Annotated in this window: 14 protein-coding genes and 1 tRNA gene; 6 read left to right on the forward strand and 9 right to left on the reverse strand. The window is 46.0% G+C overall.

Annotated elements, in window-relative coordinates:
• The first annotated feature begins 103 nt into the window (after nt 1-103).
• On the forward strand, nt 104-712 hold the full coding sequence (locus tag LAY57_RS27205; protein WP_338022506.1) for a D-alanyl-D-alanine carboxypeptidase: 609 nt from the start codon (nt 104-106) through the stop codon (nt 710-712).
• Between the two features lie 72 nt (nt 713-784).
• On the opposite strand, the gene LAY57_RS27210 is transcribed toward LAY57_RS27205, so the two are convergent.
• The 4 genes from LAY57_RS27210 to metG form a co-directional block, all read right to left on the reverse strand.
• Nucleotides 785-2092 (reverse strand): ATP-dependent DNA ligase, encoded by a 1308-nt coding sequence (locus LAY57_RS27210; RefSeq protein WP_249070309.1) that lies wholly within the window; start codon nt 2090-2092, stop codon nt 785-787.
• Nucleotides 2093-2145: 53 nt separating this feature from the next.
• A complete protein-coding gene (gene lptC, locus LAY57_RS27215) occupies nt 2146-3315 on the reverse strand; it encodes an LPS export ABC transporter periplasmic protein LptC (RefSeq protein WP_249070310.1) in 1170 nt (389 codons plus the stop codon).
• An 84-nt stretch (nt 3316-3399) separates the two neighbouring features.
• Nucleotides 3400-4008, reverse strand: a complete 609-nt coding sequence (locus tag LAY57_RS27220) for a LabA-like NYN domain-containing protein (protein ID WP_249070311.1) — start codon at nt 4006-4008, stop codon at nt 3400-3402.
• Between the two features lie 86 nt (nt 4009-4094).
• Nucleotides 4095-5705: a methionine--tRNA ligase gene (gene metG / locus LAY57_RS27225; RefSeq protein ID WP_249070312.1), complete on the reverse strand. Its 1611-nt coding sequence runs from the start codon at nt 5703-5705 to the stop codon at nt 4095-4097.
• Nucleotides 5706-5990: 285 nt separating this feature from the next.
• Between metG and LAY57_RS27230 the strand changes: the two genes are divergently transcribed.
• The 3 genes from LAY57_RS27230 to LAY57_RS27240 all read left to right on the forward strand — a co-directional run bounded on the left by LAY57_RS27230 (nt 5991) and on the right by LAY57_RS27240 (nt 7710).
• Nucleotides 5991-6719 carry a lysophospholipid acyltransferase family protein gene (locus tag LAY57_RS27230; protein ID WP_249070313.1) on the forward strand — a complete coding sequence of 243 codons (729 nt, stop codon included), beginning with the start codon at nt 5991-5993 and terminating at the stop codon, nt 6717-6719.
• Nucleotides 6720-6734: 15 nt separating this feature from the next.
• The gene (locus LAY57_RS27235) at nt 6735-7580 is read left to right on the forward strand and encodes an alpha/beta fold hydrolase (RefSeq protein ID WP_249070314.1); all 846 of its coding nucleotides are present in this window, start codon (nt 6735-6737) and stop codon (nt 7578-7580) included.
• A 58-nt stretch (nt 7581-7638) separates the two neighbouring features.
• A tRNA-Lys gene (locus LAY57_RS27240) sits at nt 7639-7710 on the forward strand.
• 151 nt (nt 7711-7861) lie between these two features.
• Here LAY57_RS27240 and LAY57_RS27245 read toward each other — a convergent pair.
• Nucleotides 7862-8329: a hypothetical protein gene (locus LAY57_RS27245; protein WP_249070315.1), complete on the reverse strand. Its 468-nt coding sequence runs from the start codon at nt 8327-8329 to the stop codon at nt 7862-7864.
• A gap of 38 nt (nt 8330-8367) precedes the next feature.
• On the opposite strand from LAY57_RS27245, the gene LAY57_RS27250 reads away from it, so the two are divergent.
• On the forward strand, nt 8368-9027 hold the full coding sequence (locus LAY57_RS27250) for a pentapeptide repeat-containing protein (RefSeq protein WP_249070316.1): 660 nt from the start codon (nt 8368-8370) through the stop codon (nt 9025-9027).
• A gap of 81 nt (nt 9028-9108) precedes the next feature.
• On the opposite strand, the gene LAY57_RS27255 is transcribed toward LAY57_RS27250, so the two are convergent.
• The 4 genes from LAY57_RS27255 to LAY57_RS27270 all read right to left on the reverse strand — a co-directional run bounded on the left by LAY57_RS27255 (nt 9109) and on the right by LAY57_RS27270 (nt 14545).
• Entirely contained in the window at nt 9109-10215 is a 1107-nt protein-coding gene (locus LAY57_RS27255; RefSeq protein WP_249070317.1) for a tyrosine-type recombinase/integrase, read from the reverse strand.
• A 272-nt stretch (nt 10216-10487) separates the two neighbouring features.
• Nucleotides 10488-13637, reverse strand: a complete 3150-nt coding sequence (locus LAY57_RS27260) for a DUF3854 domain-containing protein (RefSeq protein ID WP_249070318.1) — start codon at nt 13635-13637, stop codon at nt 10488-10490.
• Nucleotides 13638-13747: 110 nt separating this feature from the next.
• A complete protein-coding gene (locus LAY57_RS27265; protein WP_249070319.1) occupies nt 13748-14140 on the reverse strand; it encodes a hypothetical protein in 393 nt (130 codons plus the stop codon).
• Between the two features lie 51 nt (nt 14141-14191).
• Nucleotides 14192-14545 carry a hypothetical protein gene (locus LAY57_RS27270; RefSeq protein ID WP_249070320.1) on the reverse strand — a complete coding sequence of 118 codons (354 nt, stop codon included), beginning with the start codon at nt 14543-14545 and terminating at the stop codon, nt 14192-14194.
• A gap of 409 nt (nt 14546-14954) precedes the next feature.
• Between LAY57_RS27270 and relB the strand changes: the two genes are divergently transcribed.
• Entirely contained in the window at nt 14955-15188 is a 234-nt protein-coding gene (gene relB, locus LAY57_RS27275; protein WP_249070321.1) for a type II toxin-antitoxin system RelB family anti-toxin, read from the forward strand.
• Nucleotides 15189-15209: the final 21 nt, after the last annotated feature.

Below are 15209 nucleotides of genomic sequence, written 5' to 3' on the forward strand. Positions count from 1 at the left end.
GGAGGACAAGGGGGACAAGGGGGACAAGGCCCAGAAGAAAAGCTTTTCGTTTCAACCAACTACTTATGACCACACCCGGGGGAATCGAAAACAAATCTTATTATTGCGTCACCGCTCTCTCACCTTGGCGCAAATCTTGAAGTACATGAACATTTACAGCAACAATGAAATGGCTGAGATGTTGGCTACTTCTCTGGGAGGATCTCAAGTTGTGCGATCGCTTGCTGCTGAGGCATCTGAGGTTCCTGTATCGGAAATTCATCTAATCAATGGATCTGGACTGGGAGTGGACAATCGCATTTCCCCAAGAGCAGCTTGCGCTATGTTACAGGCAATTCAACACAAGTTGCAGCCTCTAGGATTAACTATTGGCGACATATTCCCAGTTTCCGGTCGCGATCGTCTTGGTACTTTGGTAAGGCGACACATCCCAGCTGCTGCTGTTGTAAAGACTGGTACTCTGCGGAATGTGAGTGCGCTGGCGGGAGTTTTGCCAACGCGCGATCGCGGTCTGGTTTGGTTTGCTATCATCAACCGAGGCAACGATGTGTCAAGTCTTCGCGTCGGACAAGATAGATTTCTGCAAATGTTGTTACAGCAGTGGGGTGCGGCATCAATTCCACCAAAAGTAGTTCTCCCCAGTCCTGCTAGCTATGGCGATGCTAGTCGTTTGGGCGCTCCTGTTCGCAATCAAATCCTTTTTGGAGGTTAGTACCGCGACGCGGAAGTCAAAAGTCATTCATTCAAAAGTCAAAAATACTTTGAGTCTCAGGTTGCACTAGCCTCAGATCTCCTCACAGAATCCCACAAATCGCCCATGCCACAACTTTCCATTTTCGGTTAATCCTTGCGATCGCACTACGATCTTCACCTTCCCTGGATTTGCGGCATGACGACGGGCGATTTCTTGCATATCTTCTTGAGAAAATCCCGTTCCTACCGACCCCATCGGTACTAATTTACCTTCAATATCTTGAGCTACCATTATGGCACTGAAAGGTCGTCCGACAACTTTTGTGAGAGTTAATTCAGTAATCACCAAGTCTAATTCCAAGCAATACTTTGTCCGTACCATTGGAAATGTGCGAGTATCTTTGCCGCCAACATAAGTACAATCATGTTGTACCCAAACTTCTCCTTCTCTTTCAAAAGACTCCTGCGTTTGAGCTAGCAATCTTTTCTCTTCAAAAGTACGCGCAGTAGGGACGATTTCAAATGCCTCGATCGCTGGTAGGTATTCCCTTATTCGCTCTGCTGCTTCAATCCGTTCTGCTTCACTGATTATAGTCAGATCCCGTCCCTCAAACAGCAAAGCTTTGAAAATAGCATACACTGCTATTGGTTGAGTAGTTGGCGATCCCTGATTAATGTTGACAGTAGCAGCTTGAGCGCCGGTGCGGTGTTCGCTTCCAGTTACCGATCGATAGTACAGTTCCCCATCTAAAATAAATGTTCCTTTTTTGTTAGCAACATCAAGTAATGCTTGATTAATCTCAATTGAGGGTTGCTGCCTCATATTTGTGGAGCGTGACTGGTAATATATGCGATCGGATGTGGCAACTACAACTACTCTATTCCCATCCCTTTTCGGCTGACCCCAGTATCGGGGATCGTTAATGTAGTAGGTGCGATCGAACGGTGCATCTACTGGTTGCATAGTCACAATGCGCCCCGGTTGCAAATGAGGGGGTAATTCTGGGACAACAGGTGTATTAACGACTGTCTTACTTCTGGTAGGGGTAGAGTCAGGAATTGCCTGCAAATCCTCCAAATCTTGAGGGAGTTGAGCTTTCTGTTCCCCCCTGATTTCAGTGGCAAGGGGGGGCTTATTTCCTGTTTCCATCTCAAACGCTTTCCTCCAAAAACCCTGTGCCATCAGAGGATAACCTTCGGACTCAGCGCATAGTGCCAAATGGACAACTTTCGGCACAGCAATACCCCTGCCATAATCTGCAAGATATTGGATTGCTCCAGCTTCGCCCATCGCCTGCAATTCCCTCTTTAGGATGCGATTGTTCCATCGTTCCCTAATCTCCGATGGGATTTTCTTTTTGGCATTTCGTTTAGATTCGATGTACTCAGTGATGTTCATTTTGCATCAAAAGTTATGCTAAATTTAAACATTCCTTAGTTTCCCACAATCCTTCACGGAATTATTTCTGTGTAGACTCTACCGCCGTCACTGCCACCGCTAATCACAATTGTTTGATCTTTTAGTTGCCCAACGGCTTTGGGGCCGGTTAAAGTCAATGGCGGGTCAACCTGTTTGTAGAACACATTGCCTACAGCCTCAAATGACTCGGTAGGAATAAACCACGTCATTCGATCGGTCCGCATTTGCGATGGCGGACGCTTTCCTACACCGTAAACATTGCCGTTCAAATAAGCGATTTTAGGTTCCAAATCGACTCGACCTTTATTAGCAGTCATAGTTACTTGCTGTACGCGATGAAAAATTCGCACAGGGTTATCTGAAACTACTGTTTTGCCTTCAACATTCCAAACTACTAAATCGCTAGAAATCTGGAGGGGTGGATCTAACACATTCAATTGACCATTTTTTCTCAACGTCGCTATTTTAGTTTTGAGGTCAACTTCTCCAGTATCGCCTACGCCACGATCTGCGATCGCAGTACCAACGTATCGGTCAATTTGGACGGGCCGATCGCTAAACATTTTTTCCTTTTCCATCTCCCAAATCAAATGCTCCGTCCTCATTTGCAAGATTGGTTGTTTGGAAATCGCCACCACTTTACCGATTAATTCTATTCGCTTTGCCCGACTAAATGCTCGCGCTTCTTGTGCTGTTACATCGACTTGTTTGTGGGTGCCAATCAATTGATTGCGGACAATCAAAATATCTTCTTGGGGACGCCATTCCAATTCATTACCGCGCAACACAACTCCATTCTGAATATCAGTGGCGACAATATTGCCTTTGAGAAAAACTTTCTGGCCATCCTCATGCACCTCTCCCTGCTGTCCGGTAACGTGATAAAGCAACTTTCCATCTTGAAACAAGTCACCAATCGGAGTTTCGATTTGTGCAATCTTATTGTTATTGCTATATACAGCTTGCTTCGCCTTAATTTTCCATATAGCATTTCCCCGTTCATCAGTTTGATCCAGAGTAACCGCATTGAAGGTAAAACCACCATCAAGGCTTTTTCCCGTCGCACTCTCTTGAGCCAATTGACTATCTTGAGCCAGTTTTTTCGCTGTGCGGCCCTCGCCACGGCAAGCTGCTACGCCCAACAGTAGCAGTAACAAAACCAGGTTTAGCGGTACTATTTTGCCCAGATGAATTATCCTCAAAGGTGCCCCTCTTTTTCCGATCTGCGCTTTTTACCCTAGATGTAGGGGCAATTAATTAATTGCCCCTACATCTAGAAGCAATTTTTAGTCGTTATCGTTATGTTCTTCCATCAAACCAATGGCAGAAAACGGACGATAGGTATAACCCTGACGAGGAGTTTTTTGGATATCTTCCTTAATATTTTCCAAGTCAATGTAACGGTCTGCTACATTGATCAAACTATCGCTCGTCATGGAGCGCAGACTGACTACTTCCACGCGAACACCGCGATAACTGACTGAATCAACTGCGTATGCAAGATCCCCATCGCCGCTGACCAAAACCGCTGTGTCGTAGGAGCCTACCAAAGCCATCATGTCTACGGCTATTTCCACGTCTAGGTTAGCCTTTTTGGAACCATCCGGCAGTTGTACGAGGTCTTTGGCAATCACTCGGTAACCGTTGCGGCGCATCCACAGGAGAAAACCCTGTTGCTTTTCGTTGGTCCGATCGACTCCAGTATAGAAGAAAGAACGCAGCAGTCGAGATCCAGCCGTTAATCGGCACAGCAACTTGGTGTAGTCAATTTCCATTCCCAGTTGCAATGCAGCATAAAACAAATTCGACCCATCAATAAAAATGGCAACTCGACCGCGATTTTCTAGAACTTGCTCTGGCGTAAATACTGAATCTCTTTCCAAATGATTCAACATGATGTTATTCCTCTTTTTTTATGAATCAATCAATCAATTGATGCTATCTTTTCAGATTTATAGCATCTCTAATAGCTCGATCTTTTCTAAGCCGAACCCGTTTCCGGTAGTTCTAGTCGCCCAAACACGGGTCGGGGTTCGCCTAAAGTCTGGCTATTAGGTAGAATTCCCCAATTAGCATGGATAATGAAAGCTGCTGAAACATTAGTTTGTGTTTTGTCATTAAAGTTCGTATCAAAACCTAATTGCTGGTAAATGTCATTGCTGATATTAGGGATAATGGGAGACAAGAGATAGGCTGCTAGACGGACTGATTCTAAAACAGCGTAAAGCACTTGCTCAACTGCCTGCTGGTTTCCCTGCTTGTATAGCTTCCAAGGCGCTTGCTCGTCAATGTATTTGTTGCCGCTGCGAATTAAAGTGAGAACAGCTTCGGTTGCGTTGCTAAAAGCAAGGTTTTCGTAAGCTTGCGCGACTTGTTCCCCCAAGTTGCTGCCAATGGCTTTGAGGGGATTATCTGCGGGAATGTCTTCGAGACTGATAGAAGGCACTTTGTCGCCGCAGTACTTACGGGCCATGCTCAGCGTCCGATTGAGCAAGTTGCCCAAATCGTTTGCCAGGTCAGCATTGAGTATGGGAATAAACCGCTCTTTTTCGTTAAAATCGCCATCACGCCCAAATTCGATTTCTTTCATGAAGTAGTAGCGAACGGCATCGGAGCCGTAACGGTTGATTAACGCCACGGGATCGATGATATTGCCAAGACTTTTGCTCATCTTCTGTCCGTCTTTGGTCAGGAAGCCATGTCCAAACACTTTGTCCGGTATTGGCAGACCAGCGGACATCAGCATAGCAGGCCAGTAAACGGCGTGAAAGCGTAAGATATCTTTGCCAATTAGGTGCAAGTTAATCGGCCACCATTTGGATAAAGCATTCTCCAAGGTTGGTTCGGTATCCGGATCGAGCAGGGCTGTAACGTAGCCTAGTAGGGCGTCAAACCATACGTAGATGGTATGACTGGGGTCAACTGGCATCGGGAAGCCCCAGTCCACGTTTACCCGCGAAATGGAGAAGTCCTGGAGTCCTTGACTGACGAAACTAAGGACTTCGTTGCGGCGGCTTGGAGGCCCAATAAAATCTGGTCTTGTTTGATAAAGTTCTTCTAGCTGGCTTTGGTATTTGGAGAGCCGAAAGAAGTAGTTTTGCTCGTCTCGCCACTCGACTTCTTTGTTTGGGTGCAAGGAACAGCGGCGTCCTTCTAGAAGTTCGCGTTCTTCTTTAAATTCTTCGCAGGAGACGCAGTACCAACCTTTTTGCTGGCTTAGATAGATGTCGCCAGATTCCCAGACGCGCTGGAAAAATTCTTTGACAATAGCTTCGTGGGGGGGAGCGGTGGTGCGGATAAATCTGTCGTACTGGATGTCGAGTTGTTGCCAAAGTGTCTGAAATCCGGCGGCAATTTCGTCGCAGTGTGCTTGAGGCTCTAGACCGCGAGCTGCTGCGGTGCGCTCAATTTTCTGCCCGTGTTCGTCAGTTCCGGTGATTAAGAGGACGGATTTGCCGCGCATTCTTTCAAATCTGGCTATTACATCCGCTGCGATCGTTGTATAAGCGCTACCAATATGAGGTAAGTCGTTTACGTAGTACAGCGGTGTTGTAAGAGAAAATGTGTTTTTATTTTTATCGATAGAATTCATGGAAACAAACAATGTAATATTCTAAAACTGTTTCTAATCATACATGAGAGACTCGAACAACTTATTTTATTTGTTTTTTTTATAAACGCTATAAAAAAAACTGAATGATGTAATAAGTAATAATACGGTTAAGATTCACCTTCTAGCCGTAATCCAAGATGAAAAGTAGTTCAAAAATCCAAGATTGAGGTGTCTCTACCCTGGGGTATTTGTCGCAGCTACTACAATAAAGTTAACAATTATTAAGAGGAATGTGTTCCCTATTGCCATTAATGTCGCTAACCCATGTATTCTGATAGTCCACGGCTGATTTCTCGCTCGTTTCTGGCTGCCACGGGCACGCGGCTGTTTCTGCATCATGAGGATCGCATCCCTCAATGTGGGCCGGTGCTAGTGGTGAGCAATCATCGCAGCTTTATGGATGCACCGCTGCTGATGGCGTCTGTAGGACGTACAATTCGTTTTGCTTGCCATCATTACATGGGTCAAGTGCCGGTGATGCGGGAGATTGTGACCAGGTTAGGGTGCTTCCCGTTGGAGGAACCAGAACATCGGCAACAGCATTTTTTTCATCAAGCGATACGGCTATTACAGGCGCAGCAGGTGGTGGGAGTGTTTCCAGAAGGAGCGCAACCGATGGTGGAATTTAGCGAGCCTGAGAAAATGAGGAAGTTTGAAAGGGGATTTGCTCATTTGGCGTTGCGGGCGACGGTGCCGGATTTGGTGGTTTTGCCGGTGGCGATCGCTTCTGTGGAGGAGAGCGTCAACTCAGGCGTCCCGCTGAAGCTGCTGAGCTTTTTTGACCCATCAGAGCCGTTGTTCGATCGATCGGGCTGGCATCCGCTGGTAGTATATCGCCGGGTGAATGTTTCGATCGGTCGTCCTTGTTGGATAAGTGCCTCCCAGCGGGAATACTATCAAGGCAAACAGGCAAAAGCAGTCGTTGCCGAAATTACGCAGTACTGTCAGACTGAAATTGCCGAACTGCTCCGTCAGGGATGTTATTCAGGTTGAATTAGTTGTTTAACGATGCCACAGATAAAAAGTCATCCTTGTTTCTTGACTCCGAAACAAATTAAGCCAGAGTGTCCGCTGTTTGTGTTTCTGCCTGGAATGGATGGTACGGGTAAGCTATTGCGATCGCAAACTGCTGGTTTAGAAGTCGGGTTTGATATCCGCTGTTTGGCGATCCCAGCCGACGATCTGACTAGCTGGGATGTTCTGGCAGACAAGGTTGTGGGGCTGATCGAAGCAGAAATAAAGCAAGACCCGCAGCGATCGGTTTATTTGTGCGGCGAGTCGTTTGGTGGTTGTTTGGCGATCGAAGTGGCCCTGCGAGCTACGAAACTTTTTGAGCGGCTGATTTTAGTCAATCCGGCTTCTTCCATCAGTCGTCGTCCTTGGATGTATTTCGGCATCCCGTTAACTCAAATTGTGCCAGAGTACTTTTATCAGTTCGGCTCAATGGTGGGTTTGCCCGTTTTGGCGGCTTTGGGACGGATTGCACCAAGCGATCGCCAAGCCCTGATGGAAGCTGTGCAGATGGTACCCCAAAAAACCGCTGTTTGGCGATTATCTTTGCTCAGAGAGTTTAACGTTGGGGATATCGAGTTAAATCGCATCACCCAACCCGTGTTGATTGTTGCTGGTGCTTCCGATCGTCTCCTCCCGTCTGTGACTGAAGCCGAACGGCTAGCAAACAGCCTCCCTAACGCTCAAACGGTGGTGCTACCAGAAAGCGGTCACGCCTGCCTTCTAGAGAAAGATGTCAACCTCTACCAAATTATGAAGGATTGCAAGTTCTTGCCGAGTCGGGACAAGGGTTCCCACACTTTCTCATTGCCAAAACATCAGCCTGTCAGTTCATCGGTTTGAAAAATTTTATGCGATCGCTACACAAATACAATTAAATTTGCTAAGATAGCAATTCGACGGGCGACTAGCTCAATGGTAGAGCAGCAGACTCTTAATCTGGTGGTTCGGGGTTCGAGCCCCCGGTCGCCCATCAAAATAAATCCCTGGAATCCTTATAATAACTGGATTTAAGGGATTCTGCTTTTGGGCGCTGCGCGATCGCAGACTGAAAATTTGACGCGCCGTGACGCGCCGTTGACGCGCCGTTGACGCGCCAAATTTGGATTTTTATCCAATCGGGTCTACAGGGTTAGATCGCTTTCCCCCAAGATGGAAGATGAGTCAACAATGCCGTTGTAGCTGGAAGTCCAATCAACTGTGTATGCCCATCCTTTTTCGTAAATCTCTGGATCGTTGAAAGACATTCCAACTACCAACCCCTGTTGCCACTTGAGTTGACCGCAAAGAGAGTCTTTGGTGTCGTCACAGATCCACTCGAATCGGACTGTTTGACCAAACCAAAATTTTGGTGGTGGGAAGTTTTTTGGTAGACGGTAAGTGCGATCGCTTTTCATCACACCAAATGCAGCTGCACCCAGCAGGAATGGAGGGAAGAGTGTCAAAAAAGAGCGGCGCTTAGGAATTAGCATCTGCAATCCAGATAGTACGCCAGTACCAAGCTGAGTCATCATAGACTCATTCGTGTAGATGAGAGCCAGCGGTTGAAGTAAATTCGATCGCTGGTTTTGTTTTAGCGATAGCACTTTCAAGAGAAAATATTGTTATTTCTACACGAATGGATCAATCTATGAAGTTCAAAATAAGCTTGTCAACTTTAGTGCTGGTTATTGTTGGTTTGTCTATTTCAGTCAATGCCGCTAACCCCAGTCATATTCAGCAACTGCGCCGCACCAAGAACTGCGAGGGTTGTGATTTAACGAACATCGACTTGAGAAGCGTTAACTTAGCTGGTGCGAAATTATACAAAGCCAAGTTGAACGGGAGTAATTTAAGCGGGGTGAATTTGAGTCGAGCCGATCTTAGTTACTCTGAATTTCAACGCGCAAACTTAATTGGGGCGAACTTAGTTGGTGCCAACTTGAAACTGGCTAGCTTAGGAAACGCAAACTTAAGTCGTGCTAATTTGAGTGGCAATAACCTACGAGAAACCTTTTTCTGGGAAAAGACAAACCTAAGTGGGGCAAACCTACGAGGGGTTAATCTTCGCAATAAAACACTTAACGGAATAAACTTAAGTCGCGCTAATTTGAGTGGGGCTAATTTAAGAGAGGTAGAGTTAATCGGCGCTAATTTGAGTAGAGCCAACTTGAGCGGAACCGATTTGAGAGAGGCGAAATTGGAAAAAGCGAATTTGACAGGAGCCAATCTTCGGCAGGCTAATTTGTGTGACGCGACGCTACCCGATGGCAGAATATCTCGGCAAGGCTGCGTTGGTAACCAAAGATAACAAACAGTAAAAACCGTCCGGTAGACTTGCATACTCAGTCCACCAGACGGTTTTTAGCGGATAGGCGGCGGAATCTTGGGCTCACAATTCTGGTACATCTTGCGTATTAATCAACCCTGCATAGTGCTTCCAAATTGTTTCTGGACTATTTCCAATCCACTCGGCTATCTGATTGATTTTTACCCCTGCCTCAAGACAAAGGCTTGCGAAAGTGTGGCGCGTCGTGTATTGAGTGCGGTACTCAATTGGTAAAGTTCCCAATACAGTCTTCCATGCCTTGTTTAGGAAGTTGTGCGCGTCTATTGGGATGCCAGTCGGAGAAGGAAATACTAAGGCATCAGGAGATGGTGTTACCGGACGGATAGCTACCAGTAAAGCATATAATTGTTCGTTGACCGGAAATTTTCGTACAGTGTCAGTTTTGGTGGATTTCCTTTTTCCATACACCACAGATTCACTAAAGGTGATTGTTTTCAAATCAGGAGAAATGTGCTTCCATTGAAGTCCAACCGCCTCTCCTGTTCGGCATCCGGTCAGGAATAGAAAACGGACAAACCCCGTGTAGTGCTTGTAATAATAACTTGATTCAAAAGCAGCAATAATCTGGTCGCGTTCCGCTTTGCTAAACGGGTTTATTGTTCTACTGCTTTTAATTTTTAGCTTCGGTAATTCATTGAAAGGATTGCTAAGCACTAACTCCTCTTCCTTCGCCCATTCACAGCAAGCGGACAGGTACATCAAAACCTTTTTGGCTGATTTAGGATTTAAGTTTTCAATCAGATACTTCCTCATTTTCCTGGCGTCTTTCAATCTGTCGCTAGGCAGCTTGTTTATATGGTTAGCTATCCTCTTAAACTCTCTATCAATTGTTGAATGAGAAAGGGTTTTAGCCTTCACTGCGGTGTATTTTTCCCAAAGCGCGTTCAAGCCCGGTGAAGTGTCTGGTTTAATCGCCAGCGGCTTATAACTTTCTAGGGTGTCGTCAAATTTATCAAAAGCGATATCAGCTTCGATCGCTCGTGCCCTAGCGGAAGCTGATTGCCTGTTAATGGGTGTGTCTGGTATTTGCAGGTAAAGGTATTTCTGAGTACCCCCGAACAAATGTCTGGGGAATTGCAAGCACAACATACCTTTTCGGACACAGACAACTACCGAGCCTTTAGCGTTTTTGGCTGGCGTGTTTTTCATGATTCATCAACCGATAAATTTCAGGGGTGTTTTTAATTCTGTTTAATCTTCTACTTCCATTCGATCGAGTCCGTCATCAATTGTCTCGTAACCACAGCGATCGCACCTGTAATCACTGTCGGTATGGTTGTAATCAGTTACCCAAAAGCTGTGTCACCCACATTTAGGGCATCCCAAAAAATCTATTTCTAGCTTATAGGACTGTGTGTGTAAATCGCACTCACTGGAGCCGCAAACTTCGCAAAAGAACATCCTTTTAACCCCCCTTAATACTAAAGCTGCACCGCTTCTAAATTGAAAATCTCCCGGTCGTTTCCGCACAACACAGATGCTTGAAATTTGCCATCTTTTTCTCTCTTGTCTATCAAAATGCCGTCCTTATGCTTGCGAATGAAAGTTTTGTGATCATTGTGAGGAAGGACTTTTAAAATACAGCCCGGTTCCAGACGTGAATAAAAGTCGCAGAGTAGCTCAAACTCTCCCCTTAATTTCTTTTTCAGTTCGCCTTTTTGGTCACGGCATAAAATCCATTGGTTACTCGTTGACTCGACGGTGTAACATTCACCCGACTTTCTGATTCGTAATTTGTCGCCTACTACTATGGGTCGGCTAAACACTGTCTCTGGAAAAAATAGTTTCATCTGTTCGTTGAACTCCCAACCTATTCCGTCTGGGTCTTTTTTTCGTGACCAAACTAGAAAGTTTTCCGGGCGATTAGAGAGGAGTGAAGGGCTACAGCGGAGATGCTTCGCTAGTTTTCTGCCTGTCAAAACTCCGTCTCCAGAGCCGGGAGATGCAGATGCGCGATCGCACTTTTGTTCAACTGCTACTGCATCAGATCCTTCATCTCCAGGGGCTGATATTTCATCTGCGCGATCGTACTTTTCTTCCTCAACCTCCTGACTGCCGCCGTCGTCATCGCTCGGAGTTGGCGTTGATTGAGGGGCGGCGCTGCCGCTGTCGTCATCGTCAATATCATCGTCAATTAGCTTCAGCCGCACTGGGGAAATGTAAACCAGTCGATTTCCACTCGGAGGAGCTTTATCTTTATCAAGTTCTACGGCTACAACTTCATGGGGGTTCCTTTTATTTTTGTAGGCAAAGAACTTCCCAGTACTGCCTGTGGGAACATCGCGATTATCTGGCCATCCTTCCGGGCAAATAACCTCTACTCGATCGCCTACCCGAAATATTGGTCTAGATGATGTTTGCTCGCCATCAGGCGTTGGAGTTTCAGGGCTGATCACACTGCCACGATCGCACTTTTCTTCCTCAACCTCCTGACTGCCGCCGTCGTCATCGTCAATATCAGAATCCTCAGTACTTTCAGCCGCAATCGAGGATGCGACATCTGCGATCGTCATTTGTCTTACCCGGCCCTCTATCACATCCATCACCGCGTCCCGGTCGGCCCCGCCAATCAATCTCCACAGAACCCAACGAACCCGATTCTCTCCATACTTCCCGACCAATGCCTTGTACTCACCATCGTTTACCAAGGCAAGCAAACAGTCTTTGATTTGCTTGGGTTCCTTGGTCTGGGTTGAACTTCTTGTACCGGGATATTCCACAGGGATTTGAATCGTTTGCCCCTCGTGTACAAAGGCGATCGGGCTGGTTGGGGAGATGTCGCACTCCCAAGGTAGTTTTCCCTTCAGCCGTCGTTGTTGAAGGGGCGGTACCAAGCTCCAGATTTGCTCTTTGGTTAAATCCGAACACATCAGGGATTTCAGGAAATCCAGGACTACAGATGCACCAGCCCGGTCTGAGCAGGAGTTAAGGCCAATAGAGGCAGCTTCAATATCGTCTTCAGGCATCGTCACCAGCTGCTCCTCTTTAGCTGACAACTCTACACTCCGCAAAAAAACTTTTTCGCTCAAATTGCTCCCTATCTCCCTATCCATTGCTGGGTAAGGGTTTTGGGATTCTCGTTTCTCCCTGGCTTTCTCCCTGAAATCAGCGGTTGCAGCGGTGTTTTCCGCACCGACCAGCCAGGTAAGAACATCTAAGAAAGTGCCTTTACCCGTACCAGGTCTGCCAATAAGCAAAAGTGATTTCTGAATCTCTGCATTCTCGTCTTTAGGTTTGGGCAGCAGTATCCACTTGAAAATAGCTTGAATCAAATCAGTTGCTGACTGGTCTTTGAAGATGGCTTCAAGGAAGTCCAGCCAGTCTGGACAATCAGCCTTAGCATCGTAATCGTAGGGAAGGCTGTTTGTTAGATAATCCTCTTTACTGTGTGTATCCTCAAATCGCCCCGTAGTCAGGTTCATTGTGCCGTTTTTAAAGGCGATTCTATCAGGTCTGTTCCATAGGTCTTTTTCTACCAAAAGTTTCGCTCGCAAACGTCTGCAAAGCATTGCTATCGACGCTTGCTGAACCCAGCCTTGAGCATTCATAAAATCTATAATATCGGCTTCAAGATCGGGACATTCGTTGCCCGTGTCGTTAGGCGAAAACCTCCAAACCTTGCCTGTCCACTCATACCACCCGATGCCTTTTCGGAAAGCCCATTTAGTCCGTAAAATCGATTCCAATAGTGCGGCTTTGAGGGGCAGGTTCGGGTCTGTGGGTAGATTTAACTCTAATCTGGTCTTATTCCACTTTAATGCCGGAAACGTGAAATCTTCAAGATATTCTAAAGCCTTCACTCCGTACCGAACAGCGAAATCATCCAATCCATTTTTACTGCCATCGATATTATTGGGTAGCAGCAGGGTTTCTGGATGGGCTCCCTTATTTTTTAGCCAAAGAGCTAATTTGAAAAACTCAGCCCTAACGGAGTGTTTGTGTGTCATATCACTGTCAAAGGCTATTACGACCCGTCTGTCTTTCCAGTTGATTTCGTCTAGCTCTGGTAAGGGGTTAAATTTGGTTTCAGCGTCGTCATCGCTATTATCATCGCTATCAGCGACGACGCCACGCTTATCTTGCCAACTAGAAACACCTCCCAGTCCGATGCAAGCGATATTCAAAGAACAAGTTAAATCGGCTTTCTTTTCCCCTTCGGTAATCCAAATAGGAATTTTAGCGCGGCGGATTATTTCTTTCCAGTTGGAAAGGATTGAGGAGAAGTAAGGTCTACATCCTTCACCTTTCGGTGATAAATATTTTGGTGGCTCACTGGCATATTCTTCATCTTGTGGCGGTTTGTCCCAGTCATCTGGTTTGATGCGGAAGAATGCCTTGTTATTGGATGTTTTGTAAGGTTGACCGGTAGTCGGGTCTAAGTATTGGAATATTAGTCCAGAGTGTTTGGTTCCGACGAGCTTCAATCCTATCTGAGGGGTAAAGGCTGTGAAGTGTCCGGCGGCGAATATTGCTTCGTCTGAAAGGCCAGAGCCTTTGAGTTCTTGATAGTGAGCTTCACAAAGTCGGTTGCGAATTGTTGAATATATGTTGGTCAATTGATGGGAAGTCATGTTACAATTGGATTACTTGAATTTGATAGAAAAAAGGTTTAAAAGACTCTTCGGGAAAAGAGTCTTTTTTTGGTTAGAAAGGGATGTCGTCAACAGAACGAGGGTCAGAACTAAAACTCATCTGGTCTATGCGTATCTGACTCTGATAGATTAATTCGCCGAAGACGGTAGCCGCTTTCACGGCATAAGTTACCACTCAAAACATGGATGATGTGATATTTGTTGTTGGCCCAGTCTTCAGATTTAATTTGAGATTCGGCTTTAGCGATAATATCCAATGTGTCAGCTACTTCCCTGACTTCTTTAATCAGATATAGATACGCCAGTTTGTAAGCACCCATTATGCAACGGGCACGCGAGAGAGAATTGTGTTCCGCAAACTTGTTGGCGGGTATGCCTAGAAGTTCCTGGTGCTGTTCGAGATCTGCTTCTAAATATTTGATTTTTTGTTGGAGTTGATAAAGTTGCTGTTCGGGTGTCAGGTCTTGGGTGGTGGGTTCCATTTTTATTGCTGATATAGGTTGTTGAGCGTCATCAGGCTTTTTGATTAATCACTAGCTGTTGCGGTCGCCATAGAGATTGTTTAAATTGTATGTGCGATTTCCGGCCAGCATAAATTTGGTGATGAATTCTGCCTCTTCGTCGTAAAAGAATTCGGTGTACTCTCCACCGATGTAAGTAATCGCTAAGCAGGTAATACCATCGGTATCGAGAAAATTCAATGTAACAGAAGTCACGTGATCGAGGTTGATGATTATGTCGGCAATTTTGATGAATGTGGGGTTGTTCATTTCTTTCTTTTGAATTGGGCGGCGTCTGGACAGGTCGCCCAGTGGCTGGTGCCGTCTGGGTTGATTGGGGTCTGGAGTCCTCTTGATGTTTTGAGCCACTTGATTTGTTTGAGGCAAGCTTTACATCGCGTCATATTTTGTATTGTTTGGGGATGTACTTGTTTCTGGGAAAGGGTGTGCGAGCTTAGTCGCACACCCGTTTTTATAGGAAACCTCAAGATTGGTGTGTACAAAGCATTTGTGTCATTTACATGGTTTTTCCTCAACTCGGTACTCCCTGGCAGGGGTGAACTGTGCGCCTGATAGTCCGCTGTAAGTGCTACTGCTCTTGGCGACTTTGGAGCCTGCGTAAGGCTCACTATCAGGGGGTACGGTCTCCCTGCGTTTGGTGGGAGGATGTTGGATAAGCAGGACGCCTCGCCAGGAGCCTGCTTATTGTCGTTTACGGGCGTCTACCCCTGACATCCGTTAGGGCATGACTTGATTATACTCTAACAGATGTCAGCCTGACGTATGTTAGGCTAAAATGGAAAAAGAAATTAACAGATCTAAACTCGTGCAGTTACGAAAAAAGGTCGGATTATCCCAAAAAGACCTTGCAGAGGCTGTTGGGGTGACTGAGGACACAATAGCGAACTGGGAAAACGGAAGACGGCAACCAAGGCTCTATCTTTCGCAGTTCAAAAAGCTCTGTCAGGCATTACAAATCGAGGTTGAGGAGGTTCCTGACGACTTGGGCCCGTTAACTAATGAGAAATAACTGACTGAAATTCAAAAAACC

The organism is Argonema antarcticum A004/B2, assembly GCF_023333585.1.
GTDB classification, from domain to species: domain Bacteria; phylum Cyanobacteriota; class Cyanobacteriia; order Cyanobacteriales; family Aerosakkonemataceae; genus Argonema; species Argonema antarcticum.

Coding starts and splice junctions, on each gene's coding strand:
- LAY57_RS27210 (WP_249070309.1), bottom strand. CDS start 2,092: ATGAACATCACTGAGTACATCGAATCTAAACGAAATGCCAAAAAGAAA.
- LAY57_RS27220 (WP_249070311.1), bottom strand. CDS start 4,008: ATGTTGAATCATTTGGAAAGAGATTCAGTATTTACGCCAGAGCAAGTT.
- metG (WP_249070312.1), bottom strand. CDS start 5,705: ATGAATTCTATCGATAAAAATAAAAACACATTTTCTCTTACAACACCG.
- LAY57_RS27230 (WP_249070313.1), top strand. CDS start 5,991: ATGTATTCTGATAGTCCACGGCTGATTTCTCGCTCGTTTCTGGCTGCC.
- LAY57_RS27235 (WP_249070314.1), top strand. CDS start 6,735: ATGCCACAGATAAAAAGTCATCCTTGTTTCTTGACTCCGAAACAAATT.
- LAY57_RS27250 (WP_249070316.1), top strand. CDS start 8,368: ATGAAGTTCAAAATAAGCTTGTCAACTTTAGTGCTGGTTATTGTTGGT.
- LAY57_RS27255 (WP_249070317.1), bottom strand. CDS start 10,215: ATGAAAAACACGCCAGCCAAAAACGCTAAAGGCTCGGTAGTTGTCTGT.
- LAY57_RS27260 (WP_249070318.1), bottom strand. CDS start 13,637: ATGACTTCCCATCAATTGACCAACATATATTCAACAATTCGCAACCGA.
- LAY57_RS27265 (WP_249070319.1), bottom strand. CDS start 14,140: ATGGAACCCACCACCCAAGACCTGACACCCGAACAGCAACTTTATCAA.
- relB (WP_249070321.1), top strand. CDS start 14,955: ATGGAAAAAGAAATTAACAGATCTAAACTCGTGCAGTTACGAAAAAAG.